Raw genomic sequence first — 22494 nt, forward strand, 5'->3', positions numbered from 1 at the left:
AGGGTGTACAGGTCCAATTGTGGGAGGGGGCTTGCCCCCGATGCGGTTTAGCAGGCGCCGAAAACTCAGCGGCTAAACACGACATCCTGCTCCAACACCACCCGCTGCTCCCCCGCATCCAAACGCACCAAAGCCCCCATCGGCAACGTCAGGTTCGGATCACAATGCCCGCTGCGCCAGCCGGACAGCACCGGAATGCACAGCGGCTCGAAAGTCTGTTTCAACAGTCTTTCCAGCCCCACCTGATCCACACCGGCCACATCCCCCACCAACACCCCCGCCACCTGGTCGAGTTTGCCTGCCAGGCGCAGGTGCGTCAGCAAGCGGTCGATGCGATAGAGCGGCTCGTTGATGTCCTCGATAAACAGAATGATGCCTTCAGCGTCAATGTCGTAAGCGGTACCCATCACCGCCGCGATCATCGAGAGGTTGCCGCCCAACAAGCGCCCGCAGGCGACGCCAGGCTCAATGGTGGTCAAGGGGTAGGCCACCGGGTGCGTCAGCAGGCTGCCGGCGCCAAGCTGGCCGCGCAGCAGGCTGAACAGCGATGATTCGGTGGGGGGTTGCTTGCCACCGAGCAAGTCGGCATTGAGCATTGGTCCGTGGAAGGTGACGAAGCCCGCATAGCGGTTGATCGCCAGGTGCAGGGCGGTGATATCGCTGTAACCCACGAACGGTTTGGGGTTGGCACGTAACAGGTCGAAGTCCAGCGCGTCGAGCAGGCGTGGCGTGCCGTAGCCGCCGCGCAGGCAGAAAATGGCGTCGATTTCGGGGTCGGCGAAGGCCGCATGCAGGTCGTTGAGACGCACTTGATCACTGCCGGCCAAGTAGCCGTCGCGCTCATACACACCTGGGAAAATGCGCAGTTCGTAGCCACGGGCGCGCATCCATTGCCCGGCTTTTTCAACGTCCAGCGCGGCAGGGCCGGCGGGAGCGATCAGGCCGATGGTGCCTTCGGGGCGCAGGGCGGGTACGGCGGCGGTCATGCACAATTCTCCTTAATATGACGCATAACGAAATATGGGAGGGAGCTCGCCCCCGATGGCGGTGTGACAGCCAATAAAGGATCGACTGATGTACCGCATCGGGGGCAAGCCCCCTCCCACATTGGACCTGCGGCGTTACATAGTTCGGTGTTACGACACCAGGCTCGCCTTGACCAGCTTGGCCTGCTCGTCGGCGTGGTACGAAGAGCGTACCAACGGGCCCGAGGCCACGTTTTTGAAGCCCATCTTGTACCCTTCCTCGGCGAACCAGGCGAAGGTATCCGGGTGCACGAAACGCTGCACCGGCAAGTGGCTACGGGACGGTTGCAGGTACTGGCCCAGGGTCAGCATATCGATGTCGTGCTCGCGCATGCGCTTCATGACTTCGATGACTTCTTCGTCGGTTTCGCCCAGGCCCAGCATCAAGCCGGATTTGGTCGGAATGTGCGGCATCATCTGCTTGAACTTCTGCAGCAGGGTCAGCGACCACTGGTAATCCGAACCCGGACGCGCGGCCTTGTACAGGCGCGGAACGGTTTCCAGGTTGTGGTTGAACACATCCGGCGGCTCGGCGGCGGTGATTTGCAGCGCCACATCCATGCGGCCACGGTAGTCGGGCACCAGGGTTTCAAGCATGACGTTTGGCGACAGTTTGCGGATTTCGCGGATGCAATCGGCAAAGTGCTGGGCACCGCCGTCGCGCAAGTCGTCACGGTCGACCGAGGTGATCACCACATATTTGAGTTTCAAGTCGGCGATGGCGATAGCCAGGCTTTCCGGCTCGTTGACGTCCAGGGGTTTCGGACGGCCGTGGCCCACGTCGCAGAACGGGCAACGACGGGTGCAGATGTCACCCATGATCATGAAGGTGGCGGTGCCGCCGGAGAAGCATTCGCCCAGGTTCGGGCAAGACGCCTCTTCGCACACGCTGTGCAACTTGTGTTTGCGCAGCAGGGCCTTGATACGGTCGACTTCCGGCGAGACCGGGATGCGCACGCGAATCCAGTCAGGCTTTTTCGGCAGTTCGGTGGTCGGGATGATCTTGACCGGGATGCGTGCAACCTTCTCGGCGCCGCGCAGCTTGACGCCGGCTTCCACCTTGGCACGCGGGGCCGGGGCTGGACGCTCGGTAACGTCCAGCGTCGGGATCATGGTTTGCACAACATCAGTAGTCATATCAATCGATTCCGCCCGTCAGGGTCGTCTGCTCAGCATAGTCGAGGTGTTTGACGAGCTGCGCGCGCAGCCGGGCACTTACCTCGGCAAATTCTATGGGTGTTGCATGGTCGCTCAACTGGGTCATCGCAAGCCCCGCGTAGCCGCACGGGTTGATGCGCCGGAACGGGGCCAGGTCCATGTCCACATTCAGGGCCAGGCCATGAAAGGAACACCCGTGACGAATGCGCAATCCCAGGGAAGCGATTTTCGCGCCATCCACATACACACCCGGTGCATCAGGCTTGGCCGCAGCGGTCACGCCGTAACTGGCCAACAGCTCGATCAGGCAAGCTTCCATGCGGCTTACCAGGTCACGCACGCCAAACCCCAGCTTGCGCACATCCAGCAACAGATAAGCGACCAGTTGGCCAGGCCCATGGTAAGTCACTTGACCCCCTCGGTCGACCTGCACCACCGGAATATCACCCGGAAGCAGCAGGTGCTCGGCCTTGCCGGCCTGGCCCTGGGTAAATACCGGCGGGTGTTCGACCAGCCAGATTTCATCCGCAGCCGAGCTGCCGCGCTCGTTGGTGAAGCGTTGCATGGCGTGCCAGACCGGCTCGTAGGCCATCCGGCCGAGCTCGCGAAAGCCCAGGACCTGTGGCATCACAACACCATGTGCACGAAGCCGGTGGCCCGCAGTTCGCTGTTGATGTCGTAGAGCTGGTCTTGACCGATTGCAACGATGTGCAATTGGATCGTGGTGTATTTGCCTGTGGAGCTGGATCGTTCGTCCACACGCTGATCATTGATCGTCGCGTGCTTGCGCACAATCTCGAGGATCAAGTCTTTGCGGCCTACACCGGTATCGCTGATTATCTTGATGGGGTAGTCCACCACCGGGAATTCGATCTTTGGCGCCTTTACTTCGGTATCGGTCATGGCGTAACGGCCTCGTAAGCGGTAAGCCGTGGCGACGGCAAAGCCCCGCGTCGGATCAACGCGGGGCTTTGCAGGTGCACACAATCAGTTGAACAAGCCGTAGAAGAATAGACGGATGCTATCCCACACGCGGCGGAAGATACCACCTTCGTCGACGGCATCCAGTGCGATCAGGTCGGCGCTGTGCACCACCTTGTCGTCCAGTTTGACTTCGACTTTACCGATCACGTCGCCCTTGGCGATTGGGGCAACCAATTGCGGGTTCATGGTCATGCTGGCAGCGAGCTTTTTCAGCTGGCCTTTGGGCATGGTCAGGGTCAGGTCATCAGCCAGGCCGGCCTTGACCTGGGAGGTTGCGCCCTTCCATACCGGCGCGGTCGCCAGCTCCGTACCCTTCTGGTAGAAGGTCTGGGTTTCGAAGAAGCGGAAGCCGTAGGTCAGCAGCTTTTGCGTCTCGGCCGCACGGGCCTGCTCGCTGTTGGTGCCGAATACCACGGCGATCAGGCGCTGGCCATCACGTACGGCGGACGACACCATGCAGTAGCCGGCTTCGTCGGTGTGGCCGGTTTTCAGGCCATCGACGGTCTTGTCGCGCCACAGCAACAGGTTGCGGTTAGGCTGCTTGATGTTGTTCCAGAAGAACTCTTTCTGGGAGTAGATGGCGTAGTGCACCGGGTCGACACGGATGATCGCGCGGGCCAGGATCGCCATGTCGTGCGCCGACGAATAATGCTCCGGGTTCGGCAGGCCGGTCGGGTTCATGAAGTGGCTGTTGGTCATGCCCAGGTCGCCGGCCGTCTTGTTCATCATGTCGGCGAACGCGTCTTCGCTGCCGGCGATGTGCTCGGCCAAGGCGACGCTGGCGTCGTTACCGGACTGGATGATGATGCCGTGCAGCAGGTCGCTGACGGTGACTTGCGAGCCGACCTTGATGAACATCCGCGAACCACCGGTACGCCAGGCGTTTTCGCTGACGGTCACCGGGTCGTTTTCGCCGATCTGGCCGCGACGGATTTCCAGGGTCGCGATGTAGGCGGTCATCAGTTTGGTCAGGCTGGCAGGCGGCAGGCGCATGTCACCGCCGTTTTCGACCAGCACGTTGCCACTGGCGGCATCCATGAGGACCCAGGCCTTGGCGGCCAGTTGCGGGGAAGCCGGCACCATCTCAACCGCCCAGGCGGCCGGAGTGATGATCAGCGAGATAAGCAGGCACGTACGTTTGGCTAAGGTGGTGATGTTCATCCGTCTCTCGAAATTGCTTATGGAAACTTGCCCTCGCGGACAAAACTATTCAGACAGCCCGCTTCCAGACTGTCACGTGTTCGGTTGCCCGCTCACCCCTTGCCCCTGGGTTTTTATTGTTCAACGAGCCAACAACCAGGGCCCAGGCATGCGCCTGAACCTGCAGTCCTTTATTGCCTTATTCTGCGGTCACTACGCTGGGTTGCCCCAGGTTCGCCAGGCGTACGCTGTTCTGCACTTGCGCCACCTCGCTCGGCGAGCCGATCGGCCCCATGCGCACGCGGTGCAGGGTTTGCTGGTTACGCACGATGGAGCTGATGAACACTGGCGCGCTGACCATGCCGCTGAGCTTGGACCTTAACAGTTCTGCCGCATCCGGGTTGGCGAAAGCGCCCACCTGCAGGTACTGCCCGCCCACGGTGGAGGCACCGGGCGCGGCACGGGGCACGACGACCGTATCCGGCGCATGCTGCGCGGGCGGCGGCGTCCATTGTTCGATCTTGCCGGTCGATGCGGTCACTTGTGGTTGCGGGGTTTGCGGTTCGTTGAGCATCAACGGCGCCGGCTTGCCACGCTGGGCCCAGTACTGCGCCGGGTCGATGCCTTCGACCTTGACCCGTGCGGTACCGATTTCGGCGTAACCGAGTTTCTTCGCGGCGGCGTAGGACAAGTCGATGATCCGGTCCGAATAGAACGGCCCACGGTCATTGACCCGCAGGATCACCGTGCGGTTGTTGTCCAGGTTGGTCACGCGCACGTAGCTGGGCAGCGGCAGGGTCTTGTGCGCCGCGCTCATGCCGTACAGGTCATACACTTCGCCGTTGGCGGTGTTCTGGCCATGGAACTTGGTGCCGTACCAGGACGCCGTGCCGGACTGCACGTAGGTCTTGGAGTCCTGCAGCGGGAAGTAATTCTTGCCCAGCACGGTATACGGGTTGGCCTTGTAGGGGCCGGAGTGCAAGGTGGGCGTGGCATCGGGGATCTTCGACACATCCACATCCCACCACGGCGCGCCGTCTTTGTGCGCACGGTTGATGTCCAGGCCCGGCTGGGCGCGAACCACCGCGCCGCCGGCCTTCTTGGCCGGCGCTCGGTTCGGCGTCGTGGAGCAACTGGCGATCAGCAGGGACAATGCGGCGAGCGCCACCAGCTTGAGCGGTTTTTTGAACGGCGATACCCGCATTACTTGTTGCCCCGTGCTTGAACCAGCTCGTCTGACAGCTGATGCACGGCCATGGCGTACATCACACTGCGGTTATAACGCGTGATTGCGTAGAAATTCTTCAGGCCCATCCAGTATTCCGGGCCATTTTCACCTTCAAGGCGGAACGCCGTCACCGGCATGTCATCGCGTGGCGCATTCTGACTCGACCAGCCCAGCGCTCGCAACTCCCCGACAGTCTTCACCGGGTCGATACCCTGGGTCAGGCCTTCGGCGGCACGCTCGCCCGTCACATCGGCGCGGACGACCACCGGCTCACCGCCGACCCAGCCGTGACGCTTGAAATAGCTGGCCACGCTGCCGATAGCATCGTCGGGATTGCTCCAGATATTGATATGCCCGTCGCCGTCGAAATCTACGGCGTAGGCGCGAAAGCTGCTCGGCATGAACTGCGGCAAGCCCATCGCCCCGGCATACGAGCCCTTGAGAGTCATCGGGTCGACCTGTTCTTCGCGGGCCAGCAGCAGGAATTCGCGCAGCTCCTTGCGGAAGAACTCGGCGCGGGGCGGGTAATCGAAGCCCAGGGTCGACAACGCGTCGATCACCCGGTAACTGCCGGTATTGCGCCCGTAGAAGGTTTCAATGCCGATGATCGCGACGATGACCTGGGCCGGCACACCGTATTCCTGCTCGGCGCGGGCCAATACCGCCTCATGCTGGCGCCAGAAGTCCACGCCCCTGGCCACGCGGGCGTCGGTGAGGAACATCGGGCGATATTCCTTCCACTGCTTCACGCGTTCGGCGGGGCGCGAGATGGCGTCGAGGATCGCCCGCTTTTTCTGGGCCTCGCGAAACACGCCCATCAGTTGTTCACCGGCGAAACCGTAGTCGCGGGTCATCTCACCGACGAATTCGGCGACCTGAGGTGAGCCATCGTAGTCACCGGCCTGCACCTCTTGCGTTGCGCCCAGCAGCCCAATCAGGCCCATCCAGGACGCATGCCGAGTTGCCCAGCCGCGCATTACTTGCATTGACATCTTCACCTTATTCAAACCTGTGCGATCCATTTGCGATGCGTATGAATCGACATCAAAACCCCAAACGCTGACAGCAATGTCACCAGCGAAGTTCCGCCGTAGCTAATGAATGGCAACGGCACACCTACCACCGGCAGCAGGCCACTGACCATACCGATGTTGACGAAAACATAAACAAAAAAAGTCATGGTCAGGCTGCCGGCCAGCAACTTGCCGAACAGCGTCTGCGCCTGCGCGGTAATCACCAGCCCGCGCCCGATCAGCAGCAAATAGATCAGCAGCAGCGCGCAAATGCCGACCAGGCCGAACTCTTCGCCCATCACCGCAATAATGAAGTCGGTGTGGCTTTCCGGCAGAAAGTCCAGGTGCGACTGGGTGCCCAGCAGCCAGCCCTTGCCGAACACGCCGCCGGAGCCGATCGCTGCCTTGGACTGGATGATGTTCCAGCCGGTGCCCAGTGGGTCGCTCTCCGGGTCGAGGAACGTCAGGATCCGTTGCTTCTGGTAGTCGTGCATAAAGAAGAACCACATGGCCACGGCCACGGGCACGGCGGCGGCCAGCACGCTGAGAATCCAGCGCCAGCGCAAGCCCCCCATGAACAGCACGAACGCGCCGCCCGCCAGGATCAGCAACGAGGTGCCGAGGTCCGGCTGGCGCACGATCAGAATGAACGGCACGCCGATCAGCACCAGGCTGATCCCCACATGCTTGAGCTGTGGCGGCAACGTGCGCTTGGACAGGTACCAGGCGATGGTGGCCGGCATGAGGATCTTCATGAATTCCGACGGCTGGAAGCGAATCACCCCAGGGATGTTGATCCAGCGGGTCGCGCCCATGGCGTTGTGGCCCATCACGTCCACCACCACCAGCAGCAAAACCCCGGCGACATAACCGAGCGGCACCCAGCGCGCCATGAAGCGCGGTTCGAGTTGGGCGATCACCACCATCGACAACAGGCCCAGGCCGAACGAAGACGCTTGCTTGATCAGCAGGTCCCAGTTCTTGCCGCTGGCCGAATACAGCACGAACAGGCTGCCCGCCGCCAAGATCAGCAGCAGCACCAGCAGCGGGCCATCGATGTGCATGCGTTGCAGCAACGTCGCACGGCGACGCATCACATCCTCACTGGAGAGGATGCGGTCAAAATTACTCTTCACGGGCCGTAACCTCGGGGCTTGAAGGGGGGCCGCCATATTCGGGCTTGAGCTTGCCGTCGGCGGTCAGCAGCCAGGCGTCCATCACTTGACGCACCACCGGGGCCGCGACGCCGGAGCCGGACTCGCCGTTCTCCACCATCACCGCCACCACGATTTTCGGGTCATCGGCGGGGGCAAAACCGACAAACAAGGCGTGGTCGCGGTGGCGTTCCTGAACCTTGGAGCGGTCGTACTTTTCACCCTGCTTGATCGCGACCACCTGGGCGGTACCACTCTTGCCGGCGATGCGGTACTGCGCACCGATCGCCGCCTTGCGTGCGGTGCCACGGGCGCCGTGCATGACCTGCTGCATACCGTGATTGACCTTGTTCCAGTCGGAAGGGTCGCGCAGCACGATGTCGGGGATCGGGTTCTCGTCCAGCGGTTTCTCGCCCTCGATGGTCCTGGCCAGGTGCGGACGGTTCCAGATGCCCTTGTTCGCCACCAGCGCCGTCGCCTGGGCCAGTTGCAGCGGGGTGGCCTGCATATAACCCTGGCCAATGCCGAGGATCAGGGTTTCGCCGGGGAACCACGCCTGGCGGCGCGTCGCCCGCTTCCACTCCCGCGACGGCATCAGGCCTGGGGATTCTTCGAACATGTCCAGGGAGACTTTCTGACCGAGGCCGAACTTGCCCATGTAGGTCGACAAGCGATCGATACCCAGCTTGTGGGCCAGGTCATAAAAATAGGTGTCGTTGGAGCGCATGATCGCGGTATCCAGGTCGACATAGCCGTCACCGGTGCGGTTCCAGTTACGGTATTTGTGATCGTAGTTGGGCAGCATGTAGTAGCCGGGGTCATAGACCCGGCTCGACGCCGTGACCACACCCGAATCCAGGCCGGCAATCGCCACCGCCGGTTTGATGGTCGAACCCGGCGGGTACAGACCGCGCAACACGCGGTTGAACAGCGGCCGGTCGATGGAATCGCGCAACTCGGCGTAGGCCTTGAAGCTGATGCCGGTCACGAACAGGTTGGGGTCGAAACTTGGCTGGCTGACCATGGCCAGCACTTCGCCCGTCTTCGGGTCCAGCGCCACCACTGCACCGCGACGACCGCCCAGCGCCATTTCGGCGGCTTCCTGCAGCTTGATGTCCAGGCTCAGCACAATGTCTTTGCCCGGCAACGGATCAGTGCGCTTGAGCACGCGCAATACGCGGCCGCGAGCGTTGGTCTCGACCTCTTCGTAACCCACCTGGCCGTGCAGCTCGGGCTCGTAGAAACGCTCGATGCCGGTTTTGCCAATGTGATGGGTGCCGCTGTAATTGACCGGATCGAGGGTTTTCAGCTCTTTCTCGTTGATGCGCCCCATATAGCCGACCGAGTGCGCAAAGTGCGGCCCCTGGGGGTAATGCCGCACCAACTGCGCCACCACCTCCACGCCCGGCAAGCGGAACTGGTTCACCGCGATCCGTGCGATCTGCTCTTCGTTCAGCTCGAACAGAATCGGCACCGGCTCGAAAGGTCGGCGCCCCTGCTTCATGCGCTTCTCGAAGATGACTCGGTCTTCCGGCGTCAGCTGCAGCACTTCGACGATCACATCGAGCACCTGTTGCCAGTCGCCGGAACGCTCGCGGGTCATGCTCAGGCTGAAGCTGGGCCGGTTATCCGCCACCACCACGCCGTTGCGGTCGAAAATCAGCCCACGGGTCGGCGGGATCGGCTGCACATGCACCCGATTGTTTTCCGACAAGGTGGAGTGATATTCGTACTGGATGACCTGCAGGTAATACAGGCGCGCGATCAGCACCCCGATCAGCGCCACCACCATGATCGCGCCAAATACCACGCGCGCACGTACCAGACGTGCGTCTTTCTCGTGGTCCTTGATGCGGATCGGCTGGGTCATCGGGAATGGCGCAGATTATTTGTGATAAGGATGCCCGGACAGAACTGTCCAGGCGCGATACAGCTGTTCACCGATCAGAATCCTTACCAACGGGTGCGGCAGCGTGAGTGCCGACAGCGACCAGCGCTGATCGGCTCGCGCACAGACTTCCGGCGCCAGCCCTTCGGGGCCGCCGACCATGAAGTTGACGGTGCGCGAATCCAGGCGCCAGCGGTCCAGTTCCACCGCCAACTGCTCGGTGCTCCAGGGCTTGCCGTGCACTTCGAGCGTAACGATGCGCTCGTTGGGCCCGACCTTGGCCAACATGGCTTCGCCTTCCTGACGGATAAAGCGCGCCACGTCGGCATTCTTGCCCCGGGTATTGAGCGGTATTTCCACCAGCTCCAGCGACAGCTCGGCAGGCAGACGCTTGGCGTACTCGTGCCAGCCCTCTTCCACCCACTTGGGCATGCGTGAACCGACAGCGATCAGACGCAGGCGCACAGCCGTTCCTTATTCCTGGTCTTTGTTGAGCTTGTCGAAGTGCGCGTGGCCCACTTCCGGGCTGTGGTGCTTGCCATCGGCGGCACGGCTCTGCTCGGCGCCTTTCCACAGACGCTCCAGGTCATAGAACTGGCGGGCGTTGGAGGTCATCATGTGAACGATCACGTCGTCCATGTCCAGCAGCACCCAGTCGCTGTCGCCCTTGCCTTCTTCACCCAGTGGCTTCACGCCTTGGGCTTTGACCGCTTCGCGAACCTTGTCCAGCATCGCGCCGATCTGGCGGTTGGAGGTACCGGTGGCGATGATCATGAAGTCGGTGATGCTCTGCTTGTCGCGTACGTCGAGCACCTGGATGTCCTGGGCTTTCACGTCTTCCAGGGCAGCCACGGCAACTTTTACCAGCTCTTCGCCAGCCAGTTCCGGGCCAACGTGGGCTTCTACCGGCAGCGGCGCGCTCTTGAAGGTGCCTTTGCGCTTAACTTTGCTTACGTCTTTGTTCGTCATATAAAACTCGTTTTGCTCGTATGTTCGGGCGCTCGCTGCACGACGGTGCGTAGCGACAAGCGCGCCTTTTCAGTTCGACGCACGGTAAAGTCCGTGCGCATCGATGTAGGCCAGGACCGCGTCAGGCACCAGGAAACGTACCGACTTACCGCTGGCCAGCAGTTGACGGATCTGGGTGGCGGACACCGCAAGCGGGGTCTGCCAGACGAATGCAATATTCCCGTTCGGCCCGGTCAGGGCCAAGGGGTCACTTACCGACCGCGCAGCCAGCAGGTTGCGCAAGGCATCCGGCGGTTCGCTGTCGGCATCCGGGCGTTGCAGAACCAGGATGTGGCAATGCTGGAGGAGTTCCTCCCAGCGGTGCCAAGAGGGCAGGCCGCAAAATGCGTCCCAGCCCAAAAGCAGAAACAACTGGTCATCGGCGGCCAGCTCGGCGCGCATCAGTTCCAGGGTGTCGACAGTGTAGGACGGTTTATCGCGCTTGAGCTCGCGATCGTCCACCACCAGCGGCGATATACCCTCCACGGCAACGCGCACCATTTCCAGGCGCTGTTGCGCTGACACCTGCGGCGTATCGCGATGGGGCGGCCGGAAATTGGGCATCAGGCGCAATTCATCCAGCGCCAGGGCATCCGCGACTTCCAGGGCACTGCGTAAATGGCCGATGTGCACGGGGTCGAAAGTACCGCCGAGCAGCCCGATGCGTTTAGCCATCAAGTGCGCACGTGACCGTCGCCGAACACCACGTACTTCTCACTGGTCAGGCCTTCCAGGCCAACCGGGCCACGGGCATGGAGCTTATCGGTGGAGATGCCGATTTCCGCCCCCAGGCCGTACTCGAAGCCATCGGCAAAGCGCGTCGAGGCGTTGACCATCACCGAAGCGGAGTCCACTTCATTGAGGAAACGCCGGGCATCGCTGAAATGCTCGGAGACAATGGCGTCGGTGTGCTTGGAACCGTATTTATTGATGTGCTCGATGGCCTGGTCCAGGTCGTCGACAATGCGGATCGACAGGATCGGCGCCGTGTACTCGGTGTACCAGTCCTGCTCGGTCGCCTCGATCACATCCGCGCCCAGCAACGCGCGGGTACGCTCGCAACCGCGCAGCTCCACGCCCTTGTCGCGATAAATGGCGGCCAGCGGCGGCAGCACGCGCTCGGCGATGCCGGCGTGCACCAACAGGGTTTCCATGGTATTGCACGGCGCGTAGCGGTGGGTCTTGGCGTTGTCGGCGATGCGGATCGCCTTGTCGAGGTCGGCGGCGATGTCGATGTAGACGTGGCACACGCCGTCCAGGTGCTTGATCACCGGCACCTTGGCGTCGCGGCTGACGCGCTCGATCAGGCTCTTGCCACCGCGCGGCACGATCACGTCGACGAATTCCGGCATGGTAATCAACGCGCCAACCGCCGCGCGGTCAGTGGTTTCCACCACTTGCACCACCTCGGCGGGCAACTCGGCCACGGCCAGGCCCTGCTGAATGCAGGCAGCGATGGCACGGTTGGAGTTGATGGCCTCGGAACCGCCGCGCAGGATGGTGGCATTGCCCGACTTGAGGCACAGGCTCGCGGCGTCGATGGTCACGTTCGGGCGCGACTCATAGATGATGCCGATCACGCCCAGGGGCACGCGCATCTTGCCGACCTGGATGCCGGACGGCAGGTAACGCATATCGCGGATTTCACCGATGGGGTCAGGCAGCTTGGCCACCTGACGCAAGCCTTCGATCATGTCGTCGATACGCGCCGGGGTCAGCGCCAGGCGATCCAGCAGGGCCGGTTCCAGGCCATTGGCGCGGCCGTTGACCAAGTCCTGTTCGTTGGCGGCGGTGAGCGCTGGGCGCGAAGCATCCAGAGCGTCGGCGGCGGCCAACAACGCGCGATTCTTCTGCGCAGTGCTCGCACGGGCGATCAACCGCGAGGCCTGACGGGCAGCGCGACCCAGGCGGGTCATGTAGTCAAGAACGGACTCAGTCATGGGTCAGGTAGTCTTGGCAAAGAGGAAAGCGGCAGATTATAGCTGTGACGCCGCCCGACTGACAGCGGTGAGGGGCGGATGGTCGAAATGAACTGTAAAAACCTGGGGTTCAGCGGTAATTAAGGTGGGAGTTGTTATGATTCCGTCACATTTAGCCGTAATCACCTTGAACGTTATGCCCACAATGACGCCCGAACTCCCTGCCAGCGCCCTCCCCGACAGCTTCTTCGACCGCGATGCACAGTTGCTCGCGCAAGAACTGCTCGGAAAAGTCATCCGTCATCGTGTCGGCGGAATTTGGCTTTCAGCCCGAATTATTGAAACCGAAGCCTATTACGTGGCCGAAAAAGGCAGCCACGCCTCACTCGGCTACACAGAAAAGCGTAAGGCTTTGTTTCTGGATGGCGGACATATTTACATGTACTACGCCCGTGGCGGTGATTCGCTGAATTTCAGCGCCCACGGCCCGGGCAATGCCGTACTGATCAAATCGGCGTATCCCTGGGTCGATGAAATTTCCGGCCCGGCGAGTCTGGCGCAAATGCTGTTGAACAACCCGAACCCCGACGGCAGCCCGCGCGCCGCGCAGAAACTCTGTGCGGGCCAGACGCTGCTGTGCAAGGCGCTGGGCCTGAAGGTGCCGATGTGGGATGCCAAGCGCTTCGATCAGGAACTGTTGTATGTGGAAGACGTAGGCCAGGTGCCCACGCAGATCATCCAGACCACACGACTGGGCATCCCCAGCGGGCGCGATGAGCATTTGATGTACCGTTTCGTCGATGCTGGCTATGCGCCTTATTGCACACGGAACCCGCTGCGCCGGGGACAGGTCGAAGGCCGCGATTATTTTTTGATTTGATGCTCCATGTGGGAGGGGGCTTGCTCCCGATAACGGTGTGTCAGTCAGACCATCTGATACTGACCCACCGCCATCGGGAGCAAGCCCCCTCCCACAGTTGATCATCAGCGTTTCAGCATATGCATTACAGAAATGGAGTGGAGTGTATGGGCCAATGGCTCGATAGCATTACCGGCTGGCTGACCCTGAACCCACAATGGCTGGCGGCGGCGGTGTTTATCGTTGCGTGCGTGGAATGCCTGGCCATCGCCGGACTGATCGTGCCGGGTACGGTGCTGCTGTTCGCGATTGCCGCACTGGCCGGCAGCGGCGCGCTGTCGTTGAGCGAAACCCTGCTGCTGGGATTCCTCGGCGGCTTATTGGGCGATGGGGTTTCCTACTACCTGGGCCGGCATTTCCACCAGAACATCCGACGCCTGCCCGGCCTTCGTCAGCACCCCGAATGGATGAATGGCGCTGAAACCTATTTCCATAAGTACGGCATCGCCAGCCTGTTGGTCGGGCGCTTCATCGGCCCGCTGCGCCCCATGCTGCCGATGGTGGCCGGCATGTGCGACATGCCGTTCCCGCGCTTCGCGGCCGTGAGCGTTATCGCGGCAGCGGGGTGGTCGGTGGCTTATCTGCTGCCGGGATGGGCCGCTGGCGCTGCGTTCCGCCTGCCATTGCCGGAAGGTTTCTGGCCGGAAGCGGCCATTGTCGCGGCCTGCCTGGCGGTGCTGCTGGGGCTGAGCTTGAACAGCAGCCTGCGCGGCCATCGTCGCGCTACCCTGTGGATTGGTTGCGCCAGCCTGACCTTGCTGGTCGCGCTGTTCATCGGCTACCCGCACCTCAACCATTTCGACCAGGGCCTGAGCGCCCTTGTGCAGGAACATCGCAGCCCGTGGCTTGACGAAGTAATGGTGCGCATCACCCAACTGGGCGAGTTCAAGAAAATGTTCGTGGCCAGCGCGGTGTTCACCGGCCTGCTGCTACTGGCGCGACAGTGGCGTCATGCCCTATTCGTTGGCGTCACACTGGCGGGAGCCGCCGTGATCAACACCGGCACCAAGCTCTTCTTCGCCCGTGGCCGCCCGGAAATCCTTACCGACCCGCTCACCAGCTTCAGCATGCCCAGCGGCCATGCCTCCGGCGCGTTTGCGTTCTTTCTGGCCCTGTCGGTACTGGCAGGCCGGGGCCAACCCACGCGGTTACGCCTTACCTGGCTGCTACTGGGCTGCATACCCGCCGCGTTCATTGCCTTGTCGCGGGTGTACCTGGGTGCTCACTGGCCCACGGACATCCTGGCCGGCACGCTGCTGGCGATGACCGTCTGCGCGTTCAGCCTCAGCTTCAGTCAGTACCGCAGCCCCTTGCCCGCGATGACGCAAAAAGCCTGGTGGCTGGTGTTGCCCGCCGTGGTGGCCGTGCTCGGGTTTATTGCTTTTACCGGCACGTCCCATGCTTTGCTCAGGTACGCTTACTGATCCTTGGCCGGGCCGATCCACTCCACCGATGCCGAGCGGCGCTCAACGCAACGCTCGCGTCGCTCCAGCAGCATTTCATCAGCGATTTCAGCGGCGCGTTCGGCGATGTATTCCGGGCCCCGCGTGGCATCCTGCTGGAGTAATTGCGTGGTCACGCTGACAAGGTACGCGTCCCAGGCTTCTTGTTCCGAGGGTGTCAGCCGAATCATGGTCATCTCCGATCATTAGGTTGTGATCGGAAAATAGTGCAAGCCACGCTGCTGGAAGCAACGAAACAAAGTCTGAAAACCACGTCAGGGAAATCCGAATTTCAGGTGAATAATTCACCTTGCAACTCATCCAGCAGCATCTGGATCGCATCCAGCCGCTGCTGCGGATCGTCGAGTTGCAGCAGGTCGAGCTTGTCGGCCTCGGTGAACGGCAGCAGATACGCCAGCTGATTAGCCAGGGCCTGCTGGCCCTCGGCACGGGCGTCCATATCCAGCGAAGCGACCATCGGGTGCTCCGCCAATGCCTGCAGCAGCGCCAGCAGGTCGGCATCCTCTTCTTCCAGCGGCTGGTCCGGCAGCTCTTCGAGCCACTGCACCTCGGCCACCAGCAACTGGTCCTTGTGCACCTGGGCGTCACGTACGCGGAAACGCCGCCCGCCTTCGACACGAATGCCCAGCAGGCCGTTGTCCTGTTGCTTGAAGTCGCGAATCAGCGCCTCACAGCCAATCAGCGCATAGCCGTCCGGGGCCAGGCCGACTTCCTTGCCGTCAAGGATGCACACCACGCCGAAGCTTTCGCCCTTTTTCATGCAGCGGCTGATCATGTCCAGGTAGCGCGCCTCGAACAGTTGCAAATCGAGGGTGCAGCCAGGGAACAGCACAGTGTTGAGCGGAAACAGCGCCAGATTCATAAAGGTTTCCTTAAACCCGGTTCAAACGATCACCGACACGGCCAGCGGCAGGAACACCGCCGTGGCCACGCCCATCAGACTCATCGCCAGCGCCGCGAAGGCGCCGCATTCTTCACTTTCCTGCAGGGCCACCGAGGTGCCGACGGCATGGGCCGTCATACCCAGGGCCATGCCGCGTGCTTCGGGGCTGTGTACGCCCAGGCGCGACAGGAGCGCCGGGCCGATCATCGCGCCGACCACCCCGGTGATCAACACGAACACCGCGGCCAATGCCGCCACGCCACCGATCTGCTCGGCCACCAGCATGGCAATTGGCGACGTCACCGACTTGGGCGCCATGGTCATCAGCACCCTGTGTTCAGCGCCGAACCACCAGCCCAACACCACGCACAGGCCGGTGGCCAACACCCCACCTATCACCAGCGTAGTAAAGATCGGCCAGAACAATTGGCGAATCCGGCGCAGGTTCAGATACAGCGGCACCGCCAGGGCTACCGTCGCCGGCCCCAGCAGAATGCCCATGATCTCGGTGCTTTCGCGGTATTCGACGTAGCTCAGGCCGCAAGTGAGCAACACACCAATCACCAGCAACATGGAGACCAGCACCGGCTGCAGGAAGATCCAGCGGGTTTTCTCGAAAGCCGCCAGTACCAGTTGATAAGCACCCAGGGTGATGCCGATCCCGAACAGTGGGTGATGAATGACGGCCGTCCAGGCGCCCTGCCAATCGAACATCATTGGCCCTTCTCCTTGCGCTTGACCATCTGTTGCATCAGCACGCCGACGACGCCCATGGCGATGACCAGCGACAGCACCAGCGCGCCGACGATGGCCCAGAAGTCTGCAACGATGTCCTTGGCATACACCATCACGCCCACGGCCGGCGGCACCAGCAGCAACGGCAGATACCGCAGCAGGCTGCCGGCCGCCAGGCTCAGCGGCTCGCTGACTTCGCCGCGCCAGATCAGAAAGCCAAGCATCAGCAGCAGGCCGATGATCGGTCCCGGCAATACCGGCAACAGCAGATGATTGATCGCTGTGCCGATCAGTTGAAACAACACCAGCCAGGTCAGGCCACGTAACAGCATCCGCTTTCTCCCCCTTAAAGCCCGCGCGCATTATAAGCACGCCCGCCCTATGCTCCGGCATTCGCCAAAAGCATGTCGTTGACCGGGCCGATTGCCCATGATGATCTACATTGGTTCTCTGTATCCCATAAAAAACCCTCATCGGCGGGGGATAAAAACGATGAAACCAGGAGAGATGCAATGCCCCAGGTACCCGTAGCGCAGCTCAAAGAGTATGTCGGCAAGGAACTCGGACGTTCCGAGTGGCTCACCATCGACCAGGCGCGCATCAACCTGTTCGCGGAGGCCACCGGCGATCATCAGTTCATCCACGTCGACCCGGTCAAGGCGGCGCAAACCCCGTTCGGCAGCACCATTGCCCATGGGTTCCTGTCGCTGTCGCTGATGCCCAAGCTGATGGAAGACATCCTGATCATGCCCGAAGGCCTGAAGATGGCGGTCAATTACGGCCTCGACAGCGTGCGCTTTATCCAGCCGGTAAAGGTCGACTCCAAGGTGCGCCTGAACGTCACGCTCACCGATGTCCACGAGAAAAAACCCGGCCAATGGCTGTTCAAGGCCACCGCCACCCTGGAAATCGAAGGCCAGGAGAAACCTGCCTACATCGCCGAGTCGCTGTCACTCTGCTTCGTGTAGGACGCTGCCTGTGGTGAGGCAACAAACCTTGCCACAGTGTATGTAAATTTATGTATGAACCTCTCGGCTGCGGCATACTCGGCGCTCAATTATCCGGATCCCGCTATGCGCCCACTCGCTCCCCTTGCCCTTGCCCTGTTGCTCACCGCGTGCGGAGACGGCGAATCGCTGTTGCCGCCCGACGCGCGCCTGCCCGATGGCGGCCGCTACCGTGGTGATGTGGTCAACGGCTTGCTGCAAGGCCAGGGCCGTGTCGACTACCCCAACGGCAGTTGGTACGCCGGCGAGTTCGATAAGGGCCAGTGGCATGGCCAGGGCGAATGGCATGGCAGTAACGGCGAAGTCTATCAGGGCCAATTCAAGCAGGGCCTGTTTGACGGCCAGGGCCGCCTGACCACGGCGGGCAGCAGCTACGTCGGTGGTTTCAAGAACGGTCGACGCAACGGCGAAGGCACCCTCAAAGAGGGGCAGATGACCTACCGCGGCGAATTCAAGGACGACCAGTACTCCGGCCTCGGACGCCTGGAGCTGGCCGACGGCAGCCAATACCAGGGCCAATTCGCCCACGGCAAGCCCAATGGCGAAGGCCAGCGCAACGACGACAGCGGCAATCAGTTCAGCGGCCACTTCGTCGATGGTCAGCTGGAAGGCAACGGCACGTTCAACAGCGCGGATGGTGATATCTACGTCGGCCAATTCAAACAGAACCAGCTCAACGGCAAGGGCCGCTATGAAAACGCCGACGGCGACGTGTGGATCGGCCAGTTCAAGGAAGGCGTGCTCAGCGGCAAGGGCGAATTGATCGGCGTCGATGGCAGCCACTACGTCGGCCAGTTCATCGATTGGCGCTTCAGCGGCGAAGGTCGCCTGAACCTTACCGATGGCAGCTTCTATATCGGCGGCTTCGACAGCGACAGCTACCAGGGCCGCGGCACGCTGGTGCTCACCGATGGCACGGTTCAGGCCGGCACCTGGGTCAACGGCATGCGCGTGCGCGATGCCGAGGGCAAGCTGCTGCCCGACCCACTGGAAATCGGCGTATTGGCCCAGGGTCGCTTGCTGGCTGACGCCCTCGCCGCCGTGCCCGCGTCTACGCCTGCCATCGAGCTGTACACCCTGGCACTGGCCGGTGACGGCAAGCAAAGCGTATTCCTGCGCGAAGCCGATTACGTCAGCAATATGCTCGCCACCCGCTTCGGTGCACATGGGCAGATTCGCCTGGTCAACCACCGCGACCATATCGCCGACCGCCCCATGGCCACCCGCGAAAATCTGCGCCGTGCCGTGCAAACCCTGGCCGAACGCAGCGGGCCGGAAGACTTGGTGTTCATCTATATGACCAGCCACGGCACTCATGAACACGAACTGGTGCTGGACCAGCCGCGCATGGAGCTGGCCGACCTGCCGGCCGACGAGCTGGCCGCCGTGCTCGCGCCGCTGAAAAACCGCGACAAGATCATCGTGATTTCCGCCTGTTACTCCGGCGGATTCATCCCGGCATTGAAGGATGAACGCACGCTGATCATGACCGCCTCGCGCGCGGATCGCGTGTCGTTCGGTTGTTCAGAAGAAGCAGACTTCACCTACTTTGGTGATGCCCTTTTCGCACAAGCTTTCAGCCAAACAGACGATTTGCAACAGGCGTTCAAACTGGCACAACTGCATGTGGCCGAACGCGAACAGGCGGACAATTTCGAAGCCTCCGAACCGCAGATCTGGGCCCCCAAGGGCGTGATCGCCCATTGGCAATTATTACGCAAACAGCAGGCACGAAAGGCGCTCGAAAGCGTCTCAATGAATAGCAAGGAAGCCAAAGGCAACTAAGCTGTAACGTGTAACAAGGGGGAAACACCATGTACCTGACACCGCAGCATATCCTGCTGGCCGGCGCCTCTGGCCTTACCGGCGAACACTTGCTGGACCGCCTGCTCAACGAACCCACCGTGACCCGCGTACTGGCACCCAGCCGCAAACCATTGGCTGAACACCCGCGCCTGGAAAACCCGGTGGGCGACCCGGCAGTGGTCCTGCCACACCTGAGCGGCCAAGTGGATATCGCTTTCTGCTGCCTGGGCACTACGATCAAGAAAGCAGGTTCGGAAGCGGCGTTCCGTGCGGTCGACCTGGATCTGGTGGTGACCTTCGCCAAGCGCGCACGGGAAATGGGCGCGCGGCACCTGATCGTGATCAGTGCGATTGGCGCCGACCCGAAATCCTCGGTGTTCTACAACCGGGTCAAAGGGGAAATGGAGCAGGCGTTGAGAGCACAGGATTGGCCGCAACTAACGATCGTGCGGCCATCGTTGCTGTTGGGCGAAAGACTCGAGCCGCGCCTGGCCGAACAACTGGCCGGGCCGCTGTCACGCCTGATTCCGGGCAAGTACCACGGCATTGAAGTCTGCGAACTGGCCCGCGCCATGTGGCGCCTGGCGCTGGAAGAGCAGGACGGGGTGCGCGTGGTGGAGTCGGATGAGCTGCGCAAGCTCGGTAAATAAAGTCTACACAGCAACAAATGTGGGAGGGGGCTTGCTCCCGATCGCGGTGGGTCAGTCGCCTGATGGGTTGACTGAACCACTGCTATCGGGAGCAAGCCCCCTCCCACATTTGGTTTTGTGTTGCCATTAAGGTCGAGTTATAGCCCGCCGGTGGCGTTGAAGCCCACACCCAGCACCGTCAACGCCGACAGTGGCAACAACAGGGTGTCGAGCAGCGCACTGGCCGGCAGGTCGATATGCGGGTAACTCGGCGCCTCAGCGCCAAATCTGTCCTTGGCACAACAGCCTCCATTGATCGCATACAGGTCCAACCGCGTGCCGGCATACACCACCGGCGCGCCAGGTTGCGCGGCATCCAGCGTGCGAGCGGTGGCGCAGCCGGCCAATAGCAGCGCCAGCACGACCAGCAGCGCCTTATTCATCGCCGCTCAAGTGATGCTCGCCCCAGCGTGGCAGCATGTCTTGCGGGATATTAAGCAAGTTGAGAATACGCGCCACCACAAAGTCCACCAGATCATCGATGGTCTGCGGCTGATGATAGAAGCCTGGCGATGCGGGCAATATGGTCACGCCCATGTTCGACAACTTGAGCATGTGCTCCAGATGGATGCTCGAATAGGGCGCTTCACGCGGCACCAGGATCAACTGACGGCGTTCCTTCAAGGTCACGTCTGCCGCGCGCTCGATCAAATTATTACAGGCGCCCGTGGCAATCGCCGACAGCGTGCCGGTGGAACAGGGCACCACCACCATCGCCGCCGGCGCACCGGAGCCGGAAGCGACCGGCGACATCCAGTCCTCTTTGCCATAGACCTTGATCTGCCCCGCCGCCGCGCCGGTGTATTCGGTGAGGAACGCCTGCATCATCTGCACCTTGGCCGGTAATGCGACATCGGTTTCAGTCGCCATCACCAACTGCGCCGCCTTGGAGACCAGAAAATGCACCTCACGGTCTTCACGCACCAGGCAATCAAGCAAACGCAGGCCATAAGGCGCACCGGAGGCGCCGGTCATCGCCAGGGTGACGCGTTCCGGGCCGCTCACTTGAGCGCCTCGGCCAGCTTGCCGTGCAAGCCGCCGAAGCCGCCGTTGCTCATGATCACCACATGGGTGCCCGGCTTGGCCAGTTGCTTGACGTGCTCGATGATGCCCTCCAACGAGTCACAGACGGTCGAAGGCACACTGCACCGCGCGGCGATCGCCGGCAGGTCCCAGCCCAGGTTGGCCGGTGCATACCAGACCGCCTGGTCGGCGTCATTGACGCTTTCCGGCAGGCCATCACGGTGTGCCCCCAGCTTCATGGAGTTGGAGCGCGGCTCGACGACGGCAATGATCTGCGCATCACCGACGCGTTTGCGCAGGCCGTCCAACGTCGTGGCAATCGCCGTGGGGTGGTGGGCAAAATCATCGTAGATGGTAATCCCATTCACATCGGCTACCTTTTCCATGCGCCGCTTCACGCTCTTGAATGCGCTCAATGCCGCGATACCCATGGAAGGCACCACCCCCACATGCCGCGCAGCCGCCAGGGTGACCAAGGCGTTAGCGACGTTATGCTGGCCGGTCATGTCCCACTCGACCGTGCCTTGGGGTTGGCCTTCGAACAGCACTTCAAACCTGGAACCGTCGTCACTGAGCAATTTGACCTGCCACTGCCCGCCCGCGCCGGTGGTTTGCACCGGAGTCCAGCAGCCCATCTCGATCACGCGCTGCAACGCCGGTTCGGTGGTCGGGTGAATCACCAGCCCTTCACTTGGAATGGTACGCACCAGGTGGTGGAACTGCCGCTCGATGGCCGGCAGATCCGGGAAGATGTCGGCATGATCGAATTCAAGGTTGTTCAGGATCGCCGTGCGCGGACGGTAGTGGACGAACTTGGAACGCTTGTCGAAGAACGCGCTGTCGTACTCGTCGGCCTCGATCACGAAGAACGGCGTCTCCCCCAGGCGCGCCGACACCGAGAAGTTCTGTGGCACACCGCCAATCAGGAAACCCGGGCTCATGCCCGCATGCTCCAGCACCCAGGCCAACATACTGCTGGTGGTGGTTTTGCCGTGGGTGCCGGCAACCGCAAGCACCCAGCGCCCTTGCAGCACATGGTCGGCCAGCCACTGGGGGCCGGAGACATACGGCAAGCCTTTATTAAGCACATACTCGACCGCAGGGTTACCCCGGGACATGGCGTTGCCGATCACCACCAGATCGGGGACCGGGTCGAACTGAGCCGGGTCGTAGCCTTGAGTCAGCTCAATGCCCTGAGCTTGTAGCTGGGTGCTCATGGGCGGATAAACATTGGCATCGGAGCCGGTAACGTGATGGCCCAGCTCTTTGGCAAGTACCGCCATCGAGCCCATGAACGTGCCGCAGATACCCAGAATATGAATGTGCATAGTTGACCTCGTAAATCATCGAGGCAGGTTAGCGCAGGGAGTAGGAAATGGCACTCTTTAGGTCACTCTGCCAAGTGCGCCGGCAGTAGGCAGGCCTGTGAAGCAACCCATGGATTTCATGGTG

General features: G+C 61.8%; 25 protein-coding genes. 5 read left to right on the forward strand and 20 right to left on the reverse strand.

The window, feature by feature from the left end:
- Window positions 1-65: 65 nt before the first annotated feature.
- The 13 genes from C4J87_RS22495 to C4J87_RS22555 all read right to left on the reverse strand — a co-directional run bounded on the left by C4J87_RS22495 (window position 66) and on the right by C4J87_RS22555 (window position 12538).
- Window positions 66-986: an LD-carboxypeptidase gene (locus C4J87_RS22495; protein WP_124368474.1), complete on the reverse strand. Its 921-nt coding sequence runs from the start codon at window positions 984-986 to the stop codon at window positions 66-68.
- A 150-nt stretch (window positions 987-1136) separates the two neighbouring features.
- The gene (gene lipA / locus C4J87_RS22500; protein WP_164484599.1) at window positions 1137-2138 is read right to left on the reverse strand and encodes a lipoyl synthase; all 1002 of its coding nucleotides are present in this window, start codon (window positions 2136-2138) and stop codon (window positions 1137-1139) included.
- Window positions 2139-2163: 25 nt separating this feature from the next.
- Window positions 2164-2811, reverse strand: a complete 648-nt coding sequence (gene lipB / locus C4J87_RS22505) for a lipoyl(octanoyl) transferase LipB (RefSeq protein WP_124368475.1) — start codon at window positions 2809-2811, stop codon at window positions 2164-2166.
- On the reverse strand, window positions 2811-3086 hold the full coding sequence (locus C4J87_RS22510; protein WP_048724650.1) for a DUF493 domain-containing protein: 276 nt from the start codon (window positions 3084-3086) through the stop codon (window positions 2811-2813). The genes lipB and C4J87_RS22510 overlap by 1 nt, the downstream gene beginning before the upstream one ends.
- Window positions 3087-3170: 84 nt before the next feature.
- Window positions 3171-4328: a D-alanyl-D-alanine carboxypeptidase family protein gene (locus C4J87_RS22515; protein WP_124368476.1), complete on the reverse strand. Its 1158-nt coding sequence runs from the start codon at window positions 4326-4328 to the stop codon at window positions 3171-3173.
- A 178-nt stretch (window positions 4329-4506) separates the two neighbouring features.
- Window positions 4507-5511 carry a septal ring lytic transglycosylase RlpA family protein gene (locus tag C4J87_RS22520; RefSeq protein ID WP_124368477.1) on the reverse strand — a complete coding sequence of 335 codons (1005 nt, stop codon included), beginning with the start codon at window positions 5509-5511 and terminating at the stop codon, window positions 4507-4509.
- On the reverse strand, window positions 5511-6521 hold the full coding sequence (gene mltB, locus C4J87_RS22525; protein WP_124368478.1) for a lytic murein transglycosylase B: 1011 nt from the start codon (window positions 6519-6521) through the stop codon (window positions 5511-5513). The genes C4J87_RS22520 and mltB overlap by 1 nt, the downstream gene beginning before the upstream one ends.
- A gap of 17 nt (window positions 6522-6538) precedes the next feature.
- Window positions 6539-7642 (reverse strand): rod shape-determining protein RodA, encoded by a 1104-nt coding sequence (gene rodA, locus C4J87_RS22530; protein WP_065952056.1) that lies wholly within the window; start codon window positions 7640-7642, stop codon window positions 6539-6541.
- A gap of 31 nt (window positions 7643-7673) precedes the next feature.
- On the reverse strand, window positions 7674-9572 hold the full coding sequence (gene mrdA, locus C4J87_RS22535) for a penicillin-binding protein 2 (RefSeq protein ID WP_124368479.1): 1899 nt from the start codon (window positions 9570-9572) through the stop codon (window positions 7674-7676).
- A gap of 15 nt (window positions 9573-9587) precedes the next feature.
- Window positions 9588-10055: a 23S rRNA (pseudouridine(1915)-N(3))-methyltransferase RlmH gene (gene rlmH, locus C4J87_RS22540; RefSeq protein WP_003176297.1), complete on the reverse strand. Its 468-nt coding sequence runs from the start codon at window positions 10053-10055 to the stop codon at window positions 9588-9590.
- A gap of 9 nt (window positions 10056-10064) precedes the next feature.
- Complete coding sequence (rsfS, locus tag C4J87_RS22545) at window positions 10065-10559, reverse strand: ribosome silencing factor (RefSeq protein ID WP_003176298.1); 495 nt, start codon at window positions 10557-10559, stop codon at window positions 10065-10067.
- Between the two features lie 69 nt (window positions 10560-10628).
- A complete protein-coding gene (gene nadD / locus C4J87_RS22550) occupies window positions 10629-11273 on the reverse strand; it encodes a nicotinate-nucleotide adenylyltransferase (RefSeq protein WP_124368480.1) in 645 nt (214 codons plus the stop codon).
- Entirely contained in the window at window positions 11273-12538 is a 1266-nt protein-coding gene (locus C4J87_RS22555) for a glutamate-5-semialdehyde dehydrogenase (RefSeq protein ID WP_124368481.1), read from the reverse strand. Before C4J87_RS22555 ends, nadD begins: the two co-directional genes overlap by 1 nt.
- A gap of 175 nt (window positions 12539-12713) precedes the next feature.
- Between C4J87_RS22555 and C4J87_RS22560 the strand changes: the two genes are divergently transcribed.
- Together C4J87_RS22560 and C4J87_RS22565 are read left to right on the forward strand one after the other, a co-directional pair.
- The gene (locus tag C4J87_RS22560; protein WP_124368482.1) at window positions 12714-13397 is read left to right on the forward strand and encodes a DNA-3-methyladenine glycosylase; all 684 of its coding nucleotides are present in this window, start codon (window positions 12714-12716) and stop codon (window positions 13395-13397) included.
- A gap of 146 nt (window positions 13398-13543) precedes the next feature.
- Complete coding sequence (locus C4J87_RS22565) at window positions 13544-14860, forward strand: bifunctional DedA family/phosphatase PAP2 family protein (RefSeq protein WP_124368483.1); 1317 nt, start codon at window positions 13544-13546, stop codon at window positions 14858-14860.
- On the opposite strand, the gene C4J87_RS22570 is transcribed toward C4J87_RS22565, so the two are convergent.
- The 4 genes from C4J87_RS22570 to C4J87_RS22585 all read right to left on the reverse strand — a co-directional run bounded on the left by C4J87_RS22570 (window position 14854) and on the right by C4J87_RS22585 (window position 16849).
- The gene (locus C4J87_RS22570; RefSeq protein WP_124368484.1) at window positions 14854-15069 is read right to left on the reverse strand and encodes a hypothetical protein; all 216 of its coding nucleotides are present in this window, start codon (window positions 15067-15069) and stop codon (window positions 14854-14856) included. The genes C4J87_RS22565 and C4J87_RS22570 overlap by 7 nt on opposite strands.
- Window positions 15070-15170: 101 nt before the next feature.
- Window positions 15171-15761: an LON peptidase substrate-binding domain-containing protein gene (locus C4J87_RS22575; RefSeq protein ID WP_124368485.1), complete on the reverse strand. Its 591-nt coding sequence runs from the start codon at window positions 15759-15761 to the stop codon at window positions 15171-15173.
- 21 nt (window positions 15762-15782) lie between these two features.
- The gene (locus tag C4J87_RS22580; protein WP_124368486.1) at window positions 15783-16499 is read right to left on the reverse strand and encodes an LrgB family protein; all 717 of its coding nucleotides are present in this window, start codon (window positions 16497-16499) and stop codon (window positions 15783-15785) included.
- Window positions 16496-16849 (reverse strand): CidA/LrgA family protein, encoded by a 354-nt coding sequence (locus C4J87_RS22585; protein ID WP_124368487.1) that lies wholly within the window; start codon window positions 16847-16849, stop codon window positions 16496-16498. The genes C4J87_RS22580 and C4J87_RS22585 overlap by 4 nt, the downstream gene beginning before the upstream one ends.
- 180 nt (window positions 16850-17029) lie before the next feature.
- On the opposite strand from C4J87_RS22585, the gene C4J87_RS22590 reads away from it, so the two are divergent.
- The 3 genes from C4J87_RS22590 (at window position 17030) to C4J87_RS22600 (ending at window position 19980) form a co-directional block, all read left to right on the forward strand.
- Window positions 17030-17485: a MaoC family dehydratase gene (locus C4J87_RS22590; RefSeq protein ID WP_124368488.1), complete on the forward strand. Its 456-nt coding sequence runs from the start codon at window positions 17030-17032 to the stop codon at window positions 17483-17485.
- Window positions 17486-17590: 105 nt separating this feature from the next.
- A complete protein-coding gene (locus C4J87_RS22595; RefSeq protein WP_124368489.1) occupies window positions 17591-19309 on the forward strand; it encodes a C13 family peptidase in 1719 nt (572 codons plus the stop codon).
- Between the two features lie 29 nt (window positions 19310-19338).
- On the forward strand, window positions 19339-19980 hold the full coding sequence (locus C4J87_RS22600) for an oxidoreductase (RefSeq protein WP_124364566.1): 642 nt from the start codon (window positions 19339-19341) through the stop codon (window positions 19978-19980).
- 137 nt (window positions 19981-20117) lie between these two features.
- Here C4J87_RS22600 and C4J87_RS22605 read toward each other — a convergent pair whose 3' ends face one another.
- Genes C4J87_RS22605 through mpl form a run of 3 tightly spaced genes read right to left on the reverse strand, consistent with a single transcriptional unit; the run spans window position 20118 to window position 22370 of the window.
- Window positions 20118-20402: a YceK/YidQ family lipoprotein gene (locus C4J87_RS22605; RefSeq protein WP_124368490.1), complete on the reverse strand. Its 285-nt coding sequence runs from the start codon at window positions 20400-20402 to the stop codon at window positions 20118-20120.
- Complete coding sequence (ubiX, locus tag C4J87_RS22610; RefSeq protein ID WP_124368491.1) at window positions 20395-21024, reverse strand: flavin prenyltransferase UbiX; 630 nt, start codon at window positions 21022-21024, stop codon at window positions 20395-20397. The genes C4J87_RS22605 and ubiX overlap by 8 nt, the downstream gene beginning before the upstream one ends.
- On the reverse strand, window positions 21021-22370 hold the full coding sequence (gene mpl / locus C4J87_RS22615) for a UDP-N-acetylmuramate:L-alanyl-gamma-D-glutamyl-meso-diaminopimelate ligase (protein ID WP_124368492.1): 1350 nt from the start codon (window positions 22368-22370) through the stop codon (window positions 21021-21023). Before mpl ends, ubiX begins: the two co-directional genes overlap by 4 nt.
- Window positions 22371-22494 lie beyond the last annotated feature (124 nt).

Origin of the sequence: Pseudomonas sp. R1-43-08 (assembly GCF_003852255.1) — a bacterium.
In the GTDB taxonomy this organism is placed as follows: Bacteria; Pseudomonadota; Gammaproteobacteria; order Pseudomonadales; family Pseudomonadaceae; genus Aquipseudomonas.